The sequence below is a fragment of the Geodermatophilus sabuli genome (genome assembly GCF_900215145.1).
Lineage (GTDB): Bacteria > Actinomycetota > Actinomycetes > Mycobacteriales > Geodermatophilaceae > Geodermatophilus > Geodermatophilus sabuli.
Genome location: NZ_OBDO01000009.1, coordinates 220,990 through 240,814 on the forward strand (window position 1 = coordinate 220,990; position 19,825 = coordinate 240,814).

General features: G+C 73.4%; 20 protein-coding genes. 16 read left to right on the plus strand and 4 right to left on the minus strand.

Translation table 11 applies throughout. From position 1 onward, the window contains the following. The first annotated feature begins 8 nt into the window (after positions 1–8). From CRP39_RS19735 to CRP39_RS19805, 15 genes are all read left to right on the plus strand, one after another. Positions 9–1,253, plus strand: coding sequence for a flagellar hook protein FlgE (locus tag CRP39_RS19735; RefSeq protein WP_097208075.1), 1,245 nt, complete (start codon positions 9–11; stop codon positions 1,251–1,253). A 252-nt stretch (positions 1,254–1,505) separates the two neighbouring features. Beyond that, positions 1,506–1,790: a flagellar FlbD family protein gene (locus CRP39_RS19740; RefSeq protein WP_097208076.1), complete on the plus strand. Its 285-nt coding sequence runs from the start codon at positions 1,506–1,508 to the stop codon at positions 1,788–1,790. Between the two features lie 3 nt (positions 1,791–1,793). Then, entirely contained in the window at positions 1,794–2,564 is a 771-nt protein-coding gene (locus tag CRP39_RS19745; protein ID WP_097208077.1) for a flagellar motor protein, read from the plus strand. 31 nt (positions 2,565–2,595) lie between these two features. Next, positions 2,596–3,504 carry an OmpA/MotB family protein gene (locus CRP39_RS19750; RefSeq protein WP_097208078.1) on the plus strand — a complete coding sequence of 303 codons (909 nt, stop codon included), beginning with the start codon at positions 2,596–2,598 and terminating at the stop codon, positions 3,502–3,504. Continuing rightward, the gene (locus tag CRP39_RS19755) at positions 3,497–3,967 is read left to right on the plus strand and encodes a flagellar basal body-associated FliL family protein (protein ID WP_097208079.1); all 471 of its coding nucleotides are present in this window, start codon (positions 3,497–3,499) and stop codon (positions 3,965–3,967) included. The genes CRP39_RS19750 and CRP39_RS19755 overlap by 8 nt, the downstream gene beginning before the upstream one ends. Before the next feature lie 191 nt (positions 3,968–4,158). Next, the gene (locus tag CRP39_RS19760) at positions 4,159–5,130 is read left to right on the plus strand and encodes a flagellar motor switch protein FliM (protein WP_172442531.1); all 972 of its coding nucleotides are present in this window, start codon (positions 4,159–4,161) and stop codon (positions 5,128–5,130) included. After that, complete coding sequence (fliN, locus tag CRP39_RS19765) at positions 5,127–5,873, plus strand: flagellar motor switch protein FliN (RefSeq protein WP_097208080.1); 747 nt, start codon at positions 5,127–5,129, stop codon at positions 5,871–5,873. Before CRP39_RS19760 ends, fliN begins: the two co-directional genes overlap by 4 nt. Next, positions 5,870–6,262, plus strand: coding sequence for a FliO/MopB family protein (locus tag CRP39_RS19770; protein WP_097208081.1), 393 nt, complete (start codon positions 5,870–5,872; stop codon positions 6,260–6,262). The genes fliN and CRP39_RS19770 overlap by 4 nt, the downstream gene beginning before the upstream one ends. Continuing rightward, positions 6,262–7,098: a flagellar type III secretion system pore protein FliP gene (fliP, locus tag CRP39_RS19775; protein ID WP_097208082.1), complete on the plus strand. Its 837-nt coding sequence runs from the start codon at positions 6,262–6,264 to the stop codon at positions 7,096–7,098. The genes CRP39_RS19770 and fliP overlap by 1 nt, the downstream gene beginning before the upstream one ends. 30 nt (positions 7,099–7,128) lie before the next feature. After that, positions 7,129–7,404: a flagellar biosynthesis protein FliQ gene (gene fliQ / locus CRP39_RS19780; RefSeq protein ID WP_097208170.1), complete on the plus strand. Its 276-nt coding sequence runs from the start codon at positions 7,129–7,131 to the stop codon at positions 7,402–7,404. A 7-nt stretch (positions 7,405–7,411) separates the two neighbouring features. Continuing rightward, complete coding sequence (fliR, locus tag CRP39_RS19785; protein WP_097208083.1) at positions 7,412–8,176, plus strand: flagellar biosynthetic protein FliR; 765 nt, start codon at positions 7,412–7,414, stop codon at positions 8,174–8,176. Between the two features lie 3 nt (positions 8,177–8,179). Continuing rightward, a complete protein-coding gene (locus CRP39_RS19790; RefSeq protein WP_097208084.1) occupies positions 8,180–9,349 on the plus strand; it encodes an EscU/YscU/HrcU family type III secretion system export apparatus switch protein in 1,170 nt (389 codons plus the stop codon). 100 nt (positions 9,350–9,449) lie between these two features. After that, complete coding sequence (gene flhA, locus CRP39_RS19795) at positions 9,450–11,492, plus strand: flagellar biosynthesis protein FlhA (protein WP_172442532.1); 2,043 nt, start codon at positions 9,450–9,452, stop codon at positions 11,490–11,492. Beyond that, positions 11,473–13,857, plus strand: coding sequence for a hypothetical protein (locus CRP39_RS19800; RefSeq protein ID WP_097208086.1), 2,385 nt, complete (start codon positions 11,473–11,475; stop codon positions 13,855–13,857). Before flhA ends, CRP39_RS19800 begins: the two co-directional genes overlap by 20 nt. Positions 13,858–14,037: 180 nt before the next feature. After that, on the plus strand, positions 14,038–14,961 hold the full coding sequence (locus CRP39_RS19805; protein WP_097208087.1) for a type IV toxin-antitoxin system AbiEi family antitoxin domain-containing protein: 924 nt from the start codon (positions 14,038–14,040) through the stop codon (positions 14,959–14,961). Between the two features lie 150 nt (positions 14,962–15,111). On the opposite strand, the gene phoH2 is transcribed toward CRP39_RS19805, so the two are convergent. The 4 genes from phoH2 to CRP39_RS19820 all read right to left on the minus strand — a co-directional run bounded on the left by phoH2 (position 15,112) and on the right by CRP39_RS19820 (position 18,843). Continuing rightward, positions 15,112–16,410 carry an RNA 5'-3' helicase PhoH2 gene (gene phoH2 / locus CRP39_RS19810; protein ID WP_097208088.1) on the minus strand — a complete coding sequence of 433 codons (1,299 nt, stop codon included), beginning with the start codon at positions 16,408–16,410 and terminating at the stop codon, positions 15,112–15,114. A gap of 229 nt (positions 16,411–16,639) precedes the next feature. Further along, the gene (locus CRP39_RS26980; protein ID WP_172442533.1) at positions 16,640–16,813 is read right to left on the minus strand and encodes a hypothetical protein; all 174 of its coding nucleotides are present in this window, start codon (positions 16,811–16,813) and stop codon (positions 16,640–16,642) included. A 19-nt stretch (positions 16,814–16,832) separates the two neighbouring features. Further along, positions 16,833–18,050 carry a DUF885 domain-containing protein gene (locus CRP39_RS19815; protein ID WP_097208089.1) on the minus strand — a complete coding sequence of 406 codons (1,218 nt, stop codon included), beginning with the start codon at positions 18,048–18,050 and terminating at the stop codon, positions 16,833–16,835. 13 nt (positions 18,051–18,063) lie between these two features. After that, positions 18,064–18,843 carry an isoprenyl transferase gene (locus CRP39_RS19820; RefSeq protein WP_097208090.1) on the minus strand — a complete coding sequence of 260 codons (780 nt, stop codon included), beginning with the start codon at positions 18,841–18,843 and terminating at the stop codon, positions 18,064–18,066. A gap of 135 nt (positions 18,844–18,978) precedes the next feature. Here CRP39_RS19820 and trhA point away from each other — a divergent pair, with 135 nt between their 5' ends. After that, positions 18,979–19,791, plus strand: a complete 813-nt coding sequence (gene trhA / locus CRP39_RS19825) for a PAQR family membrane homeostasis protein TrhA (RefSeq protein ID WP_097208091.1) — start codon at positions 18,979–18,981, stop codon at positions 19,789–19,791. Positions 19,792–19,825: the final 34 nt, after the last annotated feature.

Sequence of the window (19,825 nt, forward strand, 5' to 3'; positions counted from 1 at the left end):
CCCTCCCGATGCTTCGCTCCATGTTCTCGGCCATCTCCGGCCTCCGCGCGCACCAGACCAAGATGGACGTCACCGGCAACAACATCGCCAACGTCAACACCGTCGGCTACAAGAGCCAGCAGACGGTCTTCGAGGACACCCTGTCGCAGGTCCTGCGGTCCGGCGGGTCGGCGAACCAGGACCGCGGTGGCACGAACCCCGCGCAGGTCGGTCTCGGCGTCAAGCTCGGTGGCATCACCACCAACTGGACCCAGGGCGCCACGCAGAACACCGGTCGCTCCACCGACTTCATGATCGAGGGCGACGGCTTCTTCGTCGTGCAGGCGGGCAACGAGCAGCTGTTCACCCGCGCCGGGTCCTTCAGCTTCGACGCGGCGGGCAACCTGGTCACCAACAGCGGCGCGATCCTGCAGGGCTGGACCGCGGAGAACGACGGCACGGTGAACGCCAACGGCCCGATCAGGAACCTGTCGATCCCCTACGGCCAGGGCACCGCGCCCAGGCCCACCGGGGCCGGCGCCGTGGAGGGGAACCTGAAGGCCGGTCCGCTCACCGCTCCCCCGACGACGGTGGAGACCAGCATCACCATGTACGACGACCTGGGCGTCGCGATCCCGGTCACCTACACGTTCATCCAGACCGGCGAGAACGCCTGGACGGTGGAGGCGACGACCCCGGACCCCGCTGACCCGACCACGCCGATCAGTCTCGCCCCCGCCACGGCGGTGACCTTCGACGGGACAGGCGCCCTGCTCACCGGCGGGAGCCTCACCCTGGGCACCGCCGCTGCAGCCGGGATCGACTTCGCGGCCGACGTGACGGTCGACCTCACCGGGTTGACCCAGTACGGCAGCGCCTCCACCGCCACCGCGTCGGACCAGGACGGCTACAGCGCCGGCACCCTGCAGTCCTTCAGCCTCGGCAGCGACGGCACGATCACCGGCATCTTCTCCAACGGCGAGCGGAAGACCCTCGGCCAGCTCGCCCTCGCCTCCTTCGACAACCCCAGCGGCCTGGAGAAGGCCGGCAGCAGCACGTTCCGCGCCGCCAACAACTCCGGGCTCGCCGCCATCGGGCAGGCCGGCGCCGGCGGCCGGGGCCTGCTCGCCGCGGGCGCCCTGGAGATGTCGAACGTCGACCTCTCCGAGGAGTTCACCGGGCTGATCGTCGCCCAGCGTGGCTTCCAGGCCAACAGCCGCGTCATCACCAGCTCCGACGAGATCCTGCAGGACCTGGTGAACCTCAAGCGCTGATGGAGGACCTCCCCCAGGGGTCCACCACTCGCACGCTCGTGGCCGGCCCCCCGGGGGAGGCCACCCGGCCCGGTCCCTCCTGCGAGGGGCCGGGCCGTCGCGCGTCCGGACGACGTTCCCGCAGGTCACCCCACGGGGTGAGGCCACCCGTTCGGCTCAAGGCACCCGCCCGCGGGGCCGATGTACCACCACAGACCGGTGACGCTCCGGCGACACACCCGCCCCCTCCGATCGAGCAAGAGGACCCCACCCGTGATCCGTGTGACGCGCCTGAACGGAGAGCGGTTCGCGCTCAACCCCGACCTGGTCGAACGGGTCGAGGGCCACCCCGACACCGTCGTGTTCCTCGTGGACGGCACCAAGTACGTCGTGACGGAGAGCGTCGAGGAGGTGCTCGTGGAGATCCGCGAGTACCGGGCCAGCATCCTCGCCACCGCCTACGAGATGGACCGCGGCACCTACCGCTCCCCGGTGCGCGCCGCCGACGACGACGGTCGCGCCGCCGTCGTCCCCTTCCCGGCGCGCGAGGAGCGCTGACCCATGGACCCGGCCACCCTCATCGGCATCGTCGTCTCGATGGTCGCCCTCCTGGTCTTCATGGTCCTGGAGGGCGCCGACCCGAGCTCCCTGATCTTCCTGCCGGCGATCATCCTCGTCATCGTCGCCACCTTCGGCGCGGCGATGTCCAGCCAGACGATGGCCGACCTCAAGAAGATGCCGGCCTGGTTCAAGATGGCCGTGCTCCCGGCGAAGGTGCCGCCGGCGTCCGAGCAGATCCAGACCCTGGTGAGCCTCGCGGAGAAGGCCCGCAAGGAGGGCCTGCTGGCGCTGGAAGCCCAGGTCAAGCTGATCGAGGACCCGTTTCTCAAGCGCGGGCTGCAGATGGGCATCGACGGCACCGACCCCGAGCAGCTGCGCGGGGTCCTGGAGGGCGAGATCTCCGCCAAGAAGGCGGAGGACAAGGTCGCCGCCAAGTTCTTCAACGCCATGGGCGGCTACGCGCCCACGATCGGCATCATCGGCTGCGTCGTCGGCCTGATGAACGTGATGGGCAACCTCGAGGACCCGGCGTCCCTCGGCCCGATGATCGCCTCGGCGTTCGTCGCGACCCTCTGGGGCGTCATGTCCGCGAACTTCTGGTTCCTCCCGATGGGCGCCAAGATCCTGCGCGTCAGCGAGCTGCAGGCCGCGCAGATGGAACTGCTCGTCGAGGGCATCGCCGAGATCCAGGCCGGCACGAGCCCGCGCGCCGTCCGCCAGAAGCTCATCTCCCTCGTGCCCCCCAGCGAGGTCGCCAGGGAGGCCGCGTGAGCGAGCTCGCGAGTTCCGCCGGGGGGGCGCAGTGAGCGCCGGCGGCCACCGCCGCCGCCGCGGCAAGAAGCACGAGGAGGAGGAGCACGAGAACCACGAGCGGTGGATGGTGTCCTACGCGGACATGATGACGCTGCTCCTCGTCCTCTTCATCGTGCTCTTCGCGATGAGCCAGGTCGACCAGCAGAAGTTCGCCGCGCTCGCCAAGGGCCTGGCGGCCAGCTTCGGCGGCCCGGTCACCGCGCTGACCGGCCCGACGCCGGAGGGTTCGGTGCTCGACGGGCTGCCCGGCGCGATCGACATCGCCTCGGCCATCCCGCCGGAGCAGACCGTCCAGCAGGCCGAGATCGACGCCGCGGCGGCGCAGGCCGCCCTGGCCGACGCGCAGCGGGTCGCCGCCGAGGCGCAGGCGCAGTACGACGAGCTGGCCGCCGCCCGCGAGCGGATCGAGACCGCGCTGGAGGCCGCCGGCCACGCCGGCGCCGCCCGCTTCGAGATCGACGAGCGCGGCCTGGTGGTGCACATCGTCGCCGACGAGGTGCTCTTCGACGCCGAGGAGGCGGTGCTGCGCCCCGAGGGCCGACAGATCCTCGACGCCGTCGCCCCCACCCTCCGTGACCTGCCCAACCAGCTCGGGGTCGAGGGCCACGCCAACCACCTGCCGGTGACCGCCGGCGGGCCGTGGCCGTCGAACTGGGAGCTGTCGGCCTACCGCGCGACCACCGTCGTCCGGCACCTCGCCGGTGACGGGGTGCCGCAGCAGCGGATGGTGGCCAACGGCTACTCCGACACCCGGCCGCTGGTGCCGCCGTCGGACCCGAACGCCATCACCGTGAACCGGCGGGTCGACGTCGTCGTCCTGTCCACCGCCTCCGCTGAGGCGAACGACCTGTTGCCCGGCCTGGACGCCGGCACTCCCCAGGAAGGCACCCATGGCTAGGAACAAGAAGGACGAGACCCCCGCGGACGACGAGGCCGCGGGCGGCGGCAGGAAGAAGATCCTGGTCGTCGGCCTGGCCGCCGTGCTCGCCCTCGCCGGTGCCGCCTACTTCTTCCTGTTCGCCGGCAGCGGTGAGGCCTCCGCCGAGGAGCCGGTGGCCGGGGAGGTCCTGCCCCTGGAGTCGATCGCGGTGAACCTCGCCGGCGGCGGCTACCTCAAGGTCGGCATCGCCCTGCAGCTGACCGAGGCGGCAGCCGGCGGCGGCCACGGGGGCGGCGGCGTCGACGGGTCCAAGGCCCTCGACCTGGTCATCTCCACGTACTCGCAGGCGCAGCCGGGCGACGTCGTCGGCGCCCGCGACGCGCTCAAGGAGGCCCTCGAGCAGAAGATCGTCGAGGCCTACACCGAGGACGGCCACGAGATGGTCATGGACGTGTACCTGACGGAGTACGTCACGCAGTGACCCGCTCACGCCGTCACGCAGTGACCCACTCACACCGTCACGCAGTGACCCGCTCACCCCGTCACGCAGTGACCCCGTGACCGGAGGGGCGCACCGCCCCAGCGACACCACCAGTCACACCCGCCCGCCCTGATCGGTCGCGCCTGCGCGCACCGGTCAGGGCGGCGGCGTTCCCAGCCGATGAGGGGAGGGTGACCCGCCCCGAGAACGGACCCGCCCAGGGGCCGCTGTCAGCAGCGTCATCGGGTCCCGCCCGCGCCAGCCGGCGCGGAGAGCCCCGGACCTACGACTTCCGCCGCCCGACCAAGCTCTCCCGCGAGCACGTCCGCGTCCTGCAGATCGGCCAGGAGGCCTTCGCCCGCCAGGCGACGACGGTCCTGACCACGATGCTGCGCGCCGGAGCGCGGATGGAGCTGCGGGGCATCGAGCAGCACTCCTACGACGACTACGTCGCCACGCTCCCCAACCCGTCGTTCATCGCGACGTTCACCCTGGAGCCACTGGCCGGCAAGGGATTGCTGGCCTACCCGCTGGACATCGCGATGGCCGCCGTCGACCACATGCTCGGCGGCTCCGGCACCTCCGACCAGCCGGACCGGCCCATGACGGTGATGGAGACGACCATCACCAACCACCTGCTCAACCGGCTCCTGCAGGAGTGGGTCGCGGCCTTCGCGCACATCGCGCATCTGCAGCCGGAGCTCAGCGAGGTCGAGTACAACCCCCAGCTCGCCCAGGCCGCGTCCGGTTCGGACACGGTCATGGTCGCCTCCTTCGCGATGGCGGTCGGGAGCCGCTCCGGTGAGGCCACCCTCGTCCTGCCGTTCTCCTCCTTCGCCACCGCGCTGAACAACGCCGCGTCCCCGCACCTGTCGGAGTCGGCGCAGGCCAAGCGCCGGAGGGCGTTCGAGGCGCTCTCCGAGCGGCTCACCCAGGTGCCGGTCGAGGTGGGCGTGCGGTTCACCCCGCTCGAGGTCTCCTCCGAGGACCTGCTCTCCCTCGCCGTCGGCGACGTCCTCCTGCTGCGCCACCCGCAGGACGCGCCGCTGGAGGTCACGACCAACGACGTGACGTTCGCCTACGCGATCGCCAGCAACCACCGACGCCGGCTCGCCGCCGCCATCGTGCCCACCCCCCTCGCTGCCCAGAAGGACACCGCATGACCGCCTCCGTGGAGCACTCGCAGGCCTCCGAGACCGTGATCGCCGTCGTCGCCTCCGCCGCCCGCGCGGCCGCGGTCCACGTGCCGGCCACCGTCGAGCTGACGCCCGGCGCGCCGGTCAGCGACCCCGACGCCGTGCTGCTGCCGGCCGAGGCCGCCGGCGCCGTCCTCGCCCGCCTCTCCGGGGAGGTCAGCGGGGACGTCGTCCTCGTCGTCTCCGCCCAGATCGTCGACGCCCTGGCCAACTCCCCCGTCGGCCCGATGGACGTCGCCGCCGCGCTGCGCCCGGCGCTCGAGGCGGCTGCCGGCACGCTGGGCCGGGTGCGCGTGGACTCCGAGCGCACCGAGGACCCCGACACCGCGATGGACGGGTTGCGCGACAAGGGGATGTTCGTCGCGGTCCCGCTGCTGGCCGGCAACGGCACCGTCGAGGCGACCTTCGCCCTGCAGGTGACCCTCCCCCAGCCGCGCACGCAGCGCGGCAGCCTCGACCTGCTGCGGCACGTGGCCATGGAGGTCACCGTCGAGATCGGCCGCACCCGCATGACCGTCGGCGAGCTGCTCTCCCTGCACCCGGGCGAGGTCATCGAGCTGGACCGCGCGGCCAGCGCCCCGGCCGACCTGCTGGTCAACGGCACCCTCATCGCGCGCGGCGAGGTCGTCGTCGTGGACGAGGACTTCGGCCTGCGGATCAGCGAGATCGTCACCGACGCCCGCTCCGAGATCGGGCAGGTCACTCCATGACCTGGATGGTGATCCGGCTGGTGCTCTCGCTGGCCTTCATCGGCGGCGTGCTCTGGTTCGCCTCCCGGTTGGCCAAGAAGCGCGGCCTGGGCCAGGGCAACGGGCTCATCGAGGTCGTGGCCCGGCAGCGCATGGGCCGCGCCAGCTCGGTCAACGTCGTCCGCATCGCCGGTCGCGTGCTGGTCGTGGGCGCCACCGAGGAGCAGGTCACGCTGCTGGCCGAGGTCGACGGCGACACCGTCGAGGAGGCCATCGCCGCGCGCCAGGCGCTCGTTCCCGCCCGGCCGGTGGCCGCGTCGTCGACCGGAGCGCTGTCGGGCTCGGTGTTCGACCGCGGCGGCTGGACGACGCTGGTGCAGCAGCTCCGGGAGCGGACGGTCCGCCGCTGATGACCTCCTCCCCCGTCCCGGCGCGGGGCGCCCCGTTCGCCCGGCGAGCGGGCCTGGTCCTGCTCCTGGCGGCACTGGTCGGCGTCGTGCTGGCGCTGCTGTCCGGCCCGGCCTCGGCCGCGCCCACCGCGCCCACGGCCCCCGTCGACCCGACCGCCCCGGTCGTCCCCGCCGTCGACGGCGGCGTGGACATCTCCGTCGGGGGCGGCAGCCCGAGCAGCACGGTCACGCTCATCCTGGCGCTCACCGTGCTGGCGGTCGCGCCGTCGGCGCTCCTGCTGGTCACCTCGTTCACCAAGATCGTCGTGGTCCTGTCGCTGACCCGCAACGCGCTGGGCATGCAGCAGGCGCCGCCGAACCAGGTGCTCACCGGGCTCGCGCTGTTCCTGACGCTGTTCGTGATGGGGCCGGTCCTCGGCGACGTCAACGAGGTGGCGGTGCAGCCCTACCTGGACGGGCAGATGACCGTCACCCAGGCCTACGACGTCGGCGTGGTGCCGCTCAAGGAGTTCCTCCTCGAGAACACCCGCGAGGACGAGTTGAAGCTGATGGTGGGGCTCTCCGGCGAGGAGGCCCCGGCCGACCGCGAGGCGGTCAGCATGACCACGCTGGTGCCGGCCTTCGTGCTCTCCGAGCTCAAGAGCGCCTTCATCATCGGGCTGGTCGTCTTCATCCCGTTCCTGGTGCTCGACATGCTGGTCAGCGCCGCGCTGATGTCGATGGGCATGATGATGGTCCCGCCGGTGATCGTGTCCCTGCCGTTCAAGCTGCTGCTGTTCGTGGTGGTCGACGGCTGGGCGCTGATCACCACCGCGCTGGTCGGGAGCTACGGGTGACCGGCCTGAGGACGACGCGTGGGGTCGGGCATGTCTGACGCCGACGTCACCGAGATCGCGGTGCACACGATGCTGGTCGCCGCGAAGGTCGCCGCGCCGATCCTGCTGACCGCCCTGCTGGTCGGGTTCCTGATCTCCCTGTTCCAGGCCGCGACGCAGATCCAGGAGCCCACCCTCTCGTTCGTGCCGAAGATCATCGCGGTCGCCATCGCGCTGCTGGTCACCGGCAACTGGGTGCTGTCGGAGCTGACCAGCTTCACCCAGGGCCTGTTCGAGATGCTCCCGCGTCTGCTCGACCGGACCTGAGGCGGCCATGGACCTCGAGGTCCCGGCGACGACCCTGGCGGCGCTGCTGCTCGGCACCGCCCGGGCCGCCGGCTTCGTGCTGCTGTCGCCCCCGTTCATGTCCCGTTCCATCCCGGCCCCCGTCAAGGGCGCGCTGGCGCTGGCGCTGTCGGTGGCGCTGCTGAGCCGGATCGCCCCCGAGCTGCCCGAGCCGACGGCGGGCTTCCTCGTCGTCGGCGCCATCACCGAGGTGGTGATCGGCGCGGCCCTGGGCTTCGTCGTCCAGCTGCTGTTCGCCGCCGTCCAGTACGCCGGCGACCTCATCGACATCACCGGCGGCTTCACGATGCAGCCGTCCTACGACCCGCTGTCGATGACGACGAGCGGGGCGGTCGGCCGCCTCCACCACCTCCTGGCGCTGACGCTGTTGTTCACCAGCGGCGGGCACCTGCTCATCGTGCGGGGGTTCGCCACCTCCTACGAGGGGCTGCCGGTCGGCGGCGGCGTGCCCACCGACCAGCTCGCCCAGGTGCTGATCACCGCGCTGTCGATGATGTTCCTGGCCGCGTTGCAGATCGCCGGGCCACTGGTCGCGGTGCTCCTGCTCGCCGACGTCGCCCTCGCGCTGCTGTCCCGGGCCGCGCCGGCGCTGAACATCTTCGCCTTCGGGTTCCCGGTGAAGATCATGCTCACGCTCGCCCTGCTCGGGCTGACCTTCCCGCTCCTGCCCTCGGCCCTCGACGCCCTCCTGGACGCCGCGGCGCGGGCCATGGTCTCCCTGCGGAGTGGGTGACCCGTGGCCAAGGACGGACCCGGCGGTGAGAAGACCGAGGCCCCGACTCCGAAACGCCTCAAGGAGTCGCGCAAGGACGGGCAGATCCCCCGGACCCAGGAACTGGGCACCTGGATCGGGGCGGCGGCCGCGAGCGTGCTGCTGCCGATGCTCGTGGGGAACGCCTTCGACGGCGTGGCGAGCCTGTTCGTGCAGATCCGCGGGATCGCCGTGCACCCCGAGGCCAGCGCGGTGTCCGCCCTGCTCGGGGAGGCGCTGACCACCTTCATGTCCACGGTGCTGCCGATGGCGCTGGCGCTGATGGTCATCGGCGTCCTCGCCACGGCCGCCCAGGGCGGTGTCGCGCTCTCCACCAAGTCGATGAAACCGACCCTGAAGAAGCTGAACCCGTTCCCCGGCATCAAGCGGATGTTCGGCAGCCACGGGTTGTGGGAGGCGACCAAGGCGGTGATCAAGACCGGCGCGCTGCTGGCCGTCGTGATCCTCACCAGCAGTCGCGCGCAGGAGCTGGTGTCGGCCTCGGGTGCGCTGCCCCTCTCGGCGATCGCGGCCACGTTCACCGACTCCGCCGTCCTCATGTTCCGGGTCGTGGCCGCCACCGGGCTGGCGATCGCGGTCGCGGACTACGTCGTCGTGCGCAAGCAGACGATGACGAAGCTCAAGATGAGCAAGTACGAGATCCAGCAGGAGCACAAGCAGTCCGAGGGCGACCCGCACGTCAAGGGGCAGCGCCGCGCGGTGCAGATGGCCATGTCGCGCAACCGGATGATGTCCGAGGTCGCCACCGCCGACGTCCTGCTGGTCAACCCGACCCACGTCGCCGTCGCGCTGAAGTACGAGGCCGACCGCGGCGCCCCCCGGGTGGTCGCCAAGGGCGCCGACGAGCTCGCCGCGAAGCTGCGCGAGCGGGCCCAGGAGGCCCGCGTGCCGATGGTCCAGGACATCCCGCTGGCCCGTGCCCTGCACGCCTCCTGCGAACTCGGCCAGGAGGTGCCCGCGCAGCTGTTCACCGCGGTCGCCCGGGTGCTCGCCTTCGTGATGCAGCTGTCGGCCCGCGGCGTCCGGGGCGGGCTGCACCGGCCCGGCTTCCAGGCCCCCGACGTCGAGGGGCTCCCCCGGGCCGGCCGCCGCCGCGCCCCCTCCGCGACGGCGACCGCGACCGGGAGCCGCTGAGCACCTCCGCGGACGCGCACGCATGGGGCGGGTGTGACGGGTGGGTCGGGCGGCGCCGGCCCGGTGCCCCGGTTGAGCCGAACTGCCGATGAGTTCCTCCGTGCAGAAGCTGACGAAGGCCGCCGTCCCGATCGGCGTGGTGGCCATCGTCCTCATGCTGGTGGTCCCGCTGCCGTCGGCGGTGCTGGACCTGCTGCTGGGCTTCAACATCACCGCCGCGCTGCTGATCCTGCTCGTCTCGATGCAGATCAAGCGGCCGCTGGACTTCGCCGTCTTCCCGTCGCTGATCCTCATCGCGACGCTGTTCCGGCTGGCGCTGAACGTCTCCTCGACCCGGCTGGTGCTCTCCGACGGCTACGCCGGCAAGGTCATCGAGGCCTTCGGCCACTTCGTCATCGGCGGATCGCTGATCGTCGGCCTGGTGATCTTCGTGATCCTCACGATCATCCAGTTCGTCGTCATCACCAACGGTGCCGGCCGCGTCGCCGAGGTCGGCGCCCGCTTCACCCTCGACGCGATGCCCGGCAAGCAGATGGCCATCGACGCCGACCTCAACGCCGGGCTCATCAACGAGGAGCAGGCCCGCCGGCGGCGCTTCGAGGTCACCGCCGAGGCGGACTTCTACGGCTCGATGGACGGCGCCTCGAAGTTCGTCAAGGGCGACGCGATCGCCGCCATCATCATCACGCTGATCAACCTGGTCGGCGGGTTCGCGATCGGCGTCATGCAGCTGGGCATGGCCCCCGGCGACGCCGTCTCCACCTACTCCCTGCTGACCGTCGGCGACGGCCTGGTGTCCCAGATCCCGGCGCTGCTGCTGTCCACCGCGACCGGCATCATCGTCACCCGCTCGGCCTCCGAGGGCGACATGGGCAGCGACCTGCTCGCCCAGCTCGGCCGCTTCAAGCAGCCGGTGCGGATCGCCGGCGGCGCGGCCATCGCCCTGTGCCTCATCCCCGGCCTGCCCAAGCTGCCGTTCCTCATCATCGGCGGCCTGTTCCTCCTCATGGCCGCCCGCATGGAGGAGGCGCCGGTCGAGGACGAGGACGCCACCACGCAGGCCGGCGCAGCCGAGGAGCCCCGCCCGGACTCCCCCGAGGCGATCGCCGAGAAGATGCGGGTCGACCCGCTCGAGCTCGAGGTGGCCTTCGACCTGGTCGACCTCGTCGATACCGCGCGCGGCGGGGACCTGCTGGACCGCGTCAAGGCGCTGCGCCGGAAGGTCGCGATGGACAGCGGCCTGGTCATCCCGCTGGTGCGCACCCGCGACAACCTGGACCTCCCCTCCTCGGAGTACGTCATCTGGCTCAACGGCGTCCCGGCCGCCAAGGGCCTCTCGCCGGCGGGCACCGTGCTCGCCATCGGCGACGCCCTGGACGGGCTGCCCGGCAAGCCCACCCGCGAGCCGGTGTTCGGGCTGGCCGCCAAGTGGGTGCCGGTCGAGCTGCAGCGGCAGGCCGAGATGGCCGGCGCCACCGTCGTCGACCGCTCCTCGGTCATCACCACCCACCTGGCCGAGGTCGTCCGGCAGCACGCGGCCGAGCTGCTCGGCCGGGAGGACGTGCGGCTGCTGGTGGAGACCGTCCGCCGCACCCACCCCGTCGTGGTCGAGGAGCTCACGCCGACGCTGCTCACCCTGGGCGAGATCCAGCGCGTGCTGCACGGCCTGCTCGACGAGAACGTCTCCATCCGCGACCTCGTGCGCATCTTCGAGGCGCTCTCGGTGCGGGCGAAGGTCTCCACCGACGTCGACGGACTGGTCGAGGCCGCCCGCTCCGCGCTCGGCGCGGCGATCAGCCACCCGTACGTCACCCCTGACGAGCGGCTGCACGTGCTGACCCTCGAGCCCGCCTTCGAGCAGCGGCTCCTGGAGGCGGTCCGGCAGAGCGACGGCGGTCAGGTGCTCGCGCTAGACGCCGGCACGGTGGACGCGCTCGTCAACGGGTGCACCGGCCTGCTGAGCGACGCCGAACGCCTGGGCCTGGCCCCCGTGCTCGTGTGCTCCCCGCAGGTCCGGGCCGCGCTGTCCCGCCTGATGCGTCAGATCCTCCCCCGCCTGCCGGTGATCTCCTACACGGAGGTCTCCCGGACGGCCCAGATCGAGTCACTGGGAGTGGTGAACGGTGCCGTTGCCGTCCGTTGAGGCCGCCTCGCGCGAGGCCGCCATCGCCGCCGCCCGCGAGAAGTACGGCGCGTCCGTGCGGATCGTCGGGATCCGCCGGGTCCGCACCGGCGGGGTCATGGGCTTCTTCACCACCGAGCGGTACGTCGTCGAGGTGGAGGAGATCGCCCCCGCCCCCGTCGAGCGCCGGCCGGCCTCCCGCGCCGAGTCCGCGGCCCGCATCGAGGCCGCGCTCCGTCGCGCTCCCGTGCTGCCCGACCCGGTCGACGAGGTCGCCGGGCTGCTCGCCGGGGACGACGAGCCGGCCGTCGGCCTGTACTCGCGCAGCGCGGCCCGCTCCGGTCACCCGGCCGCGGACCGCCGCGCCCCGCGGGCCGGGAGCCGGCCCGCCGCCACCCCCCCGCGCGCCGCCGCGCCGGAACCGGTCCGTGCCGCCGCCGCGCCGCGCGCGGCCGCCCCCTCCCGTGCCGGTGGGTCGTCCCGCCGCGCCGCCCCGGCCGCGGCTGCCGCTCCGGTGGACGCCGCGCCGGCGCTCTCCCCGTTCACTGCGGCCCTGGCCCAGATGGTGGCCGGGGACGTCGACGTGCGTGAGGCCGTCGACGAGGCGATCGCTGCGGTCGCCGCCGCCGCGCCCGCGCCGGGTGCTCCGGTGTGGGAGCCGGTGGCCGAGGACCTCCCCGCCTGGGAGCCCGCCGCCGAGGACGCTCCCGCGTGGGAGCCCGCCGTCGAGGCGGCTCCGGTGCGGCAGCCCGCCGTCGAGGTGCCCGTCGCGCCGGCTCCGGTCCCGGTCGCCCCGGTGCCCGCCGAGGCCCCCTCGTCCGCCACGCTCTGGGGTCCCGCGCCGACTGCCACCCCGACGCCGACCCCTGCTCCCGCACCGGCCGCCACCCCGGCCCCGGCGGAGGTGGCCGCCGAGGTGGCGTCCGCGCCCCCGGTCGCCGCACAGGTCCCGGTGCCCCCGGTCGCCGCGCAGGTCCCGCCGGTGGCCGAGCCCGCGTCCCCGGTCGCCGCCGACATGGCCCCCGTGCCCGTGGTCGCCGCGCCCGCCGTCCCGCAGCCCACCCGGGTGCCGGACTGGGTGCACGAGCCCGACTTCACCACCGGCCCGGCCACCTCCCGCGAGGAGGCGATCGCCGAGGTGCTGCGCGCCGCGCTCGCCCACGACACCTCCGACGCCGCGCTCACCCAGCTGCTGCGCGGCGTGCTGGCCGGCTCGGCGGCGCAGGAGGAGGCCACCGCGCAGGATCCCGGTGCGTACGCCTACGCCGACGGGCACCTCGACGACTACGCGTTCGCCGAGGCGCACACCGCCGAGATCCCCATCTACGTGGACGCCGAGGCCGAGGCCGACGAGTGGGAGGTGGTCGCCGAGGTGCTCGCCCCGACCGCGAGCGACCCCGCTCCCCTGCCGCTGGACGCCACCACCGTCCTGCCCCCGCTGTCGCTGCTGCCGCCGCCGGCGCCCGGCACCGCCCTCGCCGTCCCGCCGCTGCTGTCCCGCCCGCCGGTGCCGCCGGCGATCCGCCCTCCGAGCGCCGGCCAGGTGGCCCGCACGTCCGGCCCGCGGTCTGCCCCCGGGCTGGCCACCGTCCACCGCCTGCCGGTGGACAAGCGGGCCGCCTCGTGGCGCCGCAGTGCGCCGATGATCGTGACGTCGGTCCGCGAGCAGCCCCAGGGCGGTGCGCCGGTTCCCCCGGGCCCGGGTGCGGCCGAGCAGGCCGTCGTCCGCCGGCTGCTGGAGCTCGGCGTGCCGGAGCGACTCCTCGGTCCCGACTTCGCCTCCGAGGTCGCCCAGCGCGGCACCTACGCAGCGCTCACCCGGTCGCTGGCCGCCGGCCTGCCGACGCCGCCCGCGCTGCCCACCGGCCCCGGTGAGGTGCTGCTCGTCGTGGGCCCGGGCGTGGAGACCCTCGCCGCGGCGCGCTCGCTGGCCGCTTGGCTGCGACTGGACGCCGAGCGGCTGCAGTGGGCCTCCCGCGGGGACCTCGCCGCGCTCGCGCCCCAGGGCAACCGGATCACCAGCATCGACGCCGCCCTCGAGCGCAAGCAGGAGACCGACCGGTCGGGCACCCTGACGATCGTCGCCGTCGACGCCCCGCTGCGCGCCGCCGCCAGCACTTGGCTGGAGCAGGTGATCGCCGTCTTCGCGCCCGCCGGGGTGTGGGCTGTCGTCGAGGCCACCCGCAAGCCCGAGGACGTCGGGCCCTGGCTCGACGGGCTCCCCCGCGTCGACGCGCTGATGGTGCAGGACACCGACCTCACCGCCGACCCGGCGGCCGTCCTGTCCCGCACCGCGACGCCCGTGGCCCTCCTCGACGGCGCCCGCGCCACCGCGCACCGGTGGGCCTCCCTGCTGTGCGAGCGGCTGGAGACGTCGGGGAGATGAGCCCGCTGCGCTGGGACGTGCTCGCGCTGGGGCAACGCCGCTGCTCTTGCGGTGTCCTGCCCGCTCTTGCGGTACGGCGATGCCGCAGGACCGTGTGAGGCACCGCAGAAGCGGAGACCGCTGTCCACAGGAGCCGCCGCCCGGGGCCGTCCCGCCCCACTCCTGCGTCAGGCTCCGGGCGTGAGCCAACTCCCACCGTGGTCCGGGCTGCTGCGACGGGTCGATGCCCTCGCCGCGGGGCTGTCCGACGGCGAACTCGCTCGGTTCGTTCGCCGTGGTGAGCTCGAACGCCTCCAGCGCGGGGCCTACCTCGACACGGGAACGACGGTCCACCGCCACCGTGCGGTGATCGAGGCCACGGTGGCAGGCCTTCGCCGTCCCGGAGTGGTCAGCCATGCCTCGGCGGCCGTGCTCCACGGATTGCCGCTCTGGCGCGTCCCGACCGCGCGCGTCCACCTGATCCGCCGGCCGCCGGCGGCGGGCAGCGGCAGCGCCCGGGTGCACCTACACGTCGCCCGGCTCCCCGAGGACCAGGTGACCGTGGTCGACGGCCTCCGCGTCACCGATGCGACGCGCACGGTCGTCGATCTGGCCCGGACCCTGCCGTTCGAACCCGCGGTGGTCACCGCGGACGCCGCGCTCGCCGCTCGACTGACCACGCGGGCGGCCCTGACCGCATGCCTCGCGGGCATGGGGCCGGTTCCCGGGGCACGGCGTGCCGCCCGGGCGCTCGACTTCGCGGATGAACGCAGCGAGAGCGTCGGCGAGAGCCGGAGCCGAGTGCTCATCCACCGCGTGGGGCTCCCCGCCCCGGAGGTGCAGTTGCGCGTGCACCGGGCCGACGGGAGCGTGGTCGGCCGTTGCGACTTCGGTTGGGAGGGCGCACGGACGCTGGGCGAGTTCGACGGCAGGGTGAAGTACGGGCGGCTGCTGCGGCCGGGGCAGGCACCCGGCGATGCGGTGTTCGAGGAGAAGCTGCGCGAGGACGAACTGCGCGACGCCGGCTGGGAGATGGTCCGCTGGACGTGGGCCGACCTGGACCGGCCTCAGGTCGTCGCAGCTCGCCTGCGTCGGGCCTTCGCCCGAGGCGCCCGCGCCGCCTGACCTCACTCCTGCGGTGTTCCACTCCCTGTTGCGGTGTTGCGACAGCGCAACAGGGCACGGGATGCCGCAAGAGCGCTGACCCGCACGGGCTGGGACCCGCGGACCGGCCCCGGCCGGCGCCGCGCGAGTCGGCACCGGCCGGGGCGCGACTCAGAGCGGGATGTCCTCCAGCATCTCGGTCACCAGCGCGGCGATCGGCGAGCGCTCGGAGCGGGTCAGGGTGACGTGCGCGAACAGCGGGTGCCCCTTCAGCTGCTCGACCACGGCCGCGATGCCGTCGTGCCGGCCCACCCGCAGGTTGTCCCGCTGGGCGACGTCGTGGGTGAGCACGACCCGCGACCCCGAGCCCAGCCGCGACAGCACGGTGAGCAGCACGCCCCGCTCGAGCGACTGCGCCTCGTCGACGATCACGAAGGAGTCGTGCAGTGACCGGCCCCGGATGTGGGTCAGCGGCAGCACCTCGATGAGGTCGCGTCCGGCGATCTCCTCGAGGACCTCCTTGGAGACCAGCGCCCCGAGGGTGTCGTAGACGGCCTGGGCCCAGGGCGACATCTTGTCGCCCTCGCTGCCGGGCAGGTAGCCCAGCTCCTGGCCGCCGACGGCGTACAGCGGGCGGAAGATGACCACCTTCCTGTGCGCCCGCCGCTCCATGACCGACTCCAGGCCCGCGCACAGCGCCAGCGCGGACTTGCCGGTGCCGGCCCGCCCGCCGAGCGAGACGATCCCGATCTCCGGGTCGAGCAGCAGGTCCAGCGCGACCCGCTGCTCCGCCGAGCGACCGTGCAGGCCGAACGCCTCGCGGTCGCCCCGCACGAGCCGCACCTGCTTGTCCGGCGTCACCCGGCCCAGCGCCGACCCGCGCGAGGAGAGCAGCACCAGCCCGGTGTGCGGCGGCAGCTCGGCCGCCGCCGGCACGTACACCTCGCCGTCGTCGTAGAGCGCGGACAGCTCGGCGTCGTCCAGCGACAGCTCGGCCATCCCGGTCCAGCCGGCGTCGACGGCGTCCAGGGCCCGGTAGTCGTCGGTCTCCAGGCCGACGGCCGCGCCCTTCACCCGGAGCGGGACGTCCTTGGTGACCAGACAGACGTCCCGGCCCTCCGCGCGCAGGTTCAGCGCGACCACCATGATCCGGCTGTCGTTGCTGTCGTTGCGGAACCCGGCCGGCAGCACCGAGGGGTCGCTGTGGTTGAGCTCCACGTGCAGGGTGCCGCCCTCCTCGCCGACCGGGACCGGCGCGTCGAGGCGGCCGTGCTGCACCCGCAGGTCGTCGAGCAGGCGCAGCGCCTGGCGGGCGAACCAGCCGAGCTCGGGGTGGTTGCGCTTGTCCTCCAGTTCCCCGATCACGACGAGCGGGAGCACCACGTCGGAGTTCCCGAGGCGCAGCAGCGCACCGGGGTCGGAGAGCAGGACGGAGGTGTCGAGGACGAACGTGCGACGGCGAGTGGTCACGAGTCGACTCCCGTGGGGCGCTGCGCGCCCCGGCTCGAAGGCGGCCGGGCCCCGGCACAGGGGCCGGGCACCGGCCCCCTGGTCGACGAACTGAGTCGCACCAACCGGGCCTCCCGTGGACGGCGAGGTGAGCTCGCCCTCCACCGCGGACGGTAGGCCCGGGAGGTGACAGGAACGTGTCCGAACGGCGTCGTGTCACCCTGTCGGGGCACCACGCGCCCCAGGCGTCTCAGCGGCGTCGCGGCCGGGCGGCGACCAGCACCCAGACCAGCGGCACGAGGAGCACCGGCCACTGCAGCCGCAGGTCGCCGACCCACCACAGGCCGCCGACGAGGAGCACGGACAGCCAGCCCGCCGTCCACAGGCCCAGGTCCCGGGCCTCCTCCGGGTCGCGCCGCGCCATGCCGTGTCCCACGCGCGCCTCAGGCGGCGCGCAGCTCGCCGGCGACGGCGGCCGGGGTCAGCGGCTCGTCGAGCAGCCGGACGAACCGGTCGGCGACGCGCTGGCCCGCCGGTCGCGCGTCCAGCCACGCCGAGAGCAGGTCGAATCCCTCGACGTAGGTCGTGATGTAGGCCCGCCACAGCGGGTGGGTGAGGAAGCGGAGCTGCTGGCGCGCCCGGTCGGTGTTCACCAGGGACCAGCGCTGCAGGTACGCCGCAACGTCGTCGGCGTCGGCACCCCGGTCGTGCAGCAGGACGGCGGCGTCCTGGCGCACCCGGTTCAGCGGCGCCGTCGCGGCCGCGACCCGCTCGGCGAGGTGTCCGTCGAAGCGCAGTCCCAGGTCGCCCAGCACCTCGGCGGCCCACGGTCCCCACCCGTCGCCGATCGACGCCTGCACGCCGAGGTCGGCCAGCCCCTCGGCCATCAGGCACTCCGGGGTGTTGACCAGGAAGACGGTGTGCTCGACCCGCGCGGCGCGCTCGACCAGTCCGAGCTCCTTGCGGCAGTGCTCGGTGTGGTGGCCGGGGTAGGACTCGTGCGCGACCAGGTGCGGCAGCTGCCCGAGGCGGTGCGGCAGGTCGGCGTTGATGGCCACGCGGGAGCGGTAGTTGCCCTCGTAGTAGTTGAAGCCCGACCACGGCCTGTCCGTGACCACCTCGTACCGCACCACTTCGGCCTCCGGGAGCCCGTACTCCCCGCGGACCTCGTCGCGCAGCGCGCTGGAGAGGGCGTGCACCGCCTCGGCCAGCCGCTGCGGCGGGCACTCCTCGCGACGGCGGTGCTCCGCGTACCGCTCCGCGAGCGTGCCGCTGCCGGGCAGCAGCCCGTCCAGCTCGGCGTGCGCCGCGGCGTAGTCCGCCTCGTCGCCGAGGGTCACCTCGACCTGGAAGTAGCTGGCGACCTCGTCGAGGAAGGCCACCGGCTCGCCGCTCATCTTCCGGGCGGTGCACTCCAGCCCGACGAGCTGGCCGCGGAGGAAGTCGGTCCGCTCGGCCGGCAGGCCGGCGGCCGGCAGCTCCCCCAGCAGTGCCCGGGCCTGGTCGCGCAGCCCCTGCGGGCTGGGTGCCGGCTCGGCCTCGACGGCGGCCCGGATCCGCGGGTCGCCGGTGTAGGCGTCGACGAACCCGGACTCCAGCCGGTCGAACCGCAACCCCAGCTTCACGTACTCGAGGGGGACGTCGAGAGGTCGGGCCGCCATGACCAGCAGTTTCTCAGCTGCCGAAGCGGCGGTGCCGCGCGGCGTAGGCCCGCAGGGCGCGGAGGAAGTCGACCCGCCGGAAGTCCGGCCAGTAGACGTCGGTGAAGTGGAACTCCGAGTGCGCGGTCTGCCAGAGGAGGAAGCCGGAGAGCCGCTGCTCGCCGCTGGTGCGGATCACCAGGTCCGGGTCGGGCTGTCCCCGCGTGTAGAGGTGCTCGGCGATGTGCTCGACGTCGAGGGCACCGACCAGCTCGTCCAGCGTCGTCCCCCGCTCGGCGTGCTCGGCCAGCAGCGAGCGGACGGCGTCGGCGATCTCCCGCCGTCCGCCGTAGCCGACCGCCAGGTTGACCGTGGCGCCCGGCCGGTCCCGGGTCGTCTCCTCCGCCTGCTTGAGGACGGCGACGGTCTCGGCCGGGAGCAGCTCCAGCGCGCCGACCGGGTGCAGCTGCCAGCGCCGGTCGGGCGCGGCGAGGTCCTCGGCGACACCCTCGATGATCCGCAGCAGCGGGACCAGCTCCGGCTCCGGCCGGGACAGGTTGTCGGTCGAGAGCAGGAAGAGCGTGACGACCTCGACCCCGGCCTCGTCGCACCACCCCAGGAAGGCGGCGATCCGGTCGGCCCCGCGGCGGTGGCCGGCGTTGGGGTCCTCGAGCCCGATGGCGCGGGCCCAGCGCCGGTTGCCGTCGACGATCACGCCGACGTGGCGGGGGGTGTCGGCCCCCTCCAGGGCCCGCGCGAGGCGCCGCTCGTAGACCTCGGTGAGGACGTCACGGACCCACTGCCGAACCCCCACGGGCAGCCACCCTAGGCCCCCTCGCCGCGCGTCCCGGGCACCCGTCACCGACCTGCACGAAGGCCCTCCGGGGCGTCGGGCAGCTCACTCCCGGAGCGCGCTGCACCGGCACCTACGGCTGCGTAACCTCGGTCCATGAGCGCACGCCCCGACGGCCGTGAACCCGTGCGGATCGAGGCGGACAGCGCCGAGCTGGAAGCGCCCCGCGACGAGGCCGTCCAGACCGTGCTCCAGGAGGGCGAGCAGGTCGACTACGCCTGGACGGCGGCCGACTTCGCCGACGACGACTGGGACCACCCCGACACCCGCCCGCGACTGCGCGGCTGGCTGCACCTGTTCGCCTTCTTCGGCGCGATCGTCGCCGGGGCGGTGCTCGTGCCGCTGGCCGCGGTGCTCGGCGCCCGCTCCGGGTTCTCGGTGGCCGTCTACTGCCTGACCATCTGCGGCCTGTTCGGCATCAGCGCGCTGTACCACCGCCGCCGCTGGTCACCCCGCGGCTGGAAGATCATGAAACGGCTCGACCACTCGATGATCTTCCTGTTCATCGCCGGCACGTACACGCCGTTCGCCCTGCTGGCCGTGGACCAGCCGACCGGGATCTGGATCCTCGCCGGCGTCTGGGCCGGCGCGCTCGCCGGCGTCTTCCTCAAGCTGAGCTGGCCGACCGCGCCGCGCTGGGTGGGGGTGCCGCTCTACATCGGCCTGGGCTGGGTGGCCGTCTTCATCCTGACCGACATCCTGCACATCGCCGGCGTCACCTCACTGGTGCTCCTGGCGGTCGGCGGCGTGCTCTACACGGTCGGCGGCATCGCGTACGCGATCAAGAAGCCGAACCCCTGGCCCGGCGTGTTCGGCTACCACGAGGTCTTCCACGCGATGACGATCGTGGCCGCGATCTGCCACTACATCGCCGTCTACTTCGCCATGTACAACAGCCCGTTCGTCTGACCCCGACCTCCCGTCGGTTTCCGCGGAAACCGAC

Coding starts and splice junctions, on each gene's coding strand:
- CRP39_RS19770 (WP_097208081.1), top strand. CDS start 5,870: ATGACCTGGATGGTGATCCGGCTGGTGCTCTCGCTGGCCTTCATCGGC.
- fliN (WP_097208080.1), top strand. CDS start 5,127: ATGACCGCCTCCGTGGAGCACTCGCAGGCCTCCGAGACCGTGATCGCC.
- CRP39_RS26980 (WP_172442533.1), bottom strand. CDS start 16,813: ATGGCGCGGCGCGACCCGGAGGAGGCCCGGGACCTGGGCCTGTGGACG.
- CRP39_RS19755 (WP_097208079.1), top strand. CDS start 3,497: ATGGCTAGGAACAAGAAGGACGAGACCCCCGCGGACGACGAGGCCGCG.
- trhA (WP_097208091.1), top strand. CDS start 18,979: ATGAGCGCACGCCCCGACGGCCGTGAACCCGTGCGGATCGAGGCGGAC.
- CRP39_RS19745 (WP_097208077.1), top strand. CDS start 1,794: ATGGACCCGGCCACCCTCATCGGCATCGTCGTCTCGATGGTCGCCCTC.
- fliP (WP_097208082.1), top strand. CDS start 6,262: ATGACCTCCTCCCCCGTCCCGGCGCGGGGCGCCCCGTTCGCCCGGCGA.
- CRP39_RS19815 (WP_097208089.1), bottom strand. CDS start 18,050: ATGGCGGCCCGACCTCTCGACGTCCCCCTCGAGTACGTGAAGCTGGGG.
- fliR (WP_097208083.1), top strand. CDS start 7,412: ATGGACCTCGAGGTCCCGGCGACGACCCTGGCGGCGCTGCTGCTCGGC.
- fliQ (WP_097208170.1), top strand. CDS start 7,129: ATGTCTGACGCCGACGTCACCGAGATCGCGGTGCACACGATGCTGGTC.
- CRP39_RS19735 (WP_097208075.1), top strand. CDS start 9: ATGCTTCGCTCCATGTTCTCGGCCATCTCCGGCCTCCGCGCGCACCAG.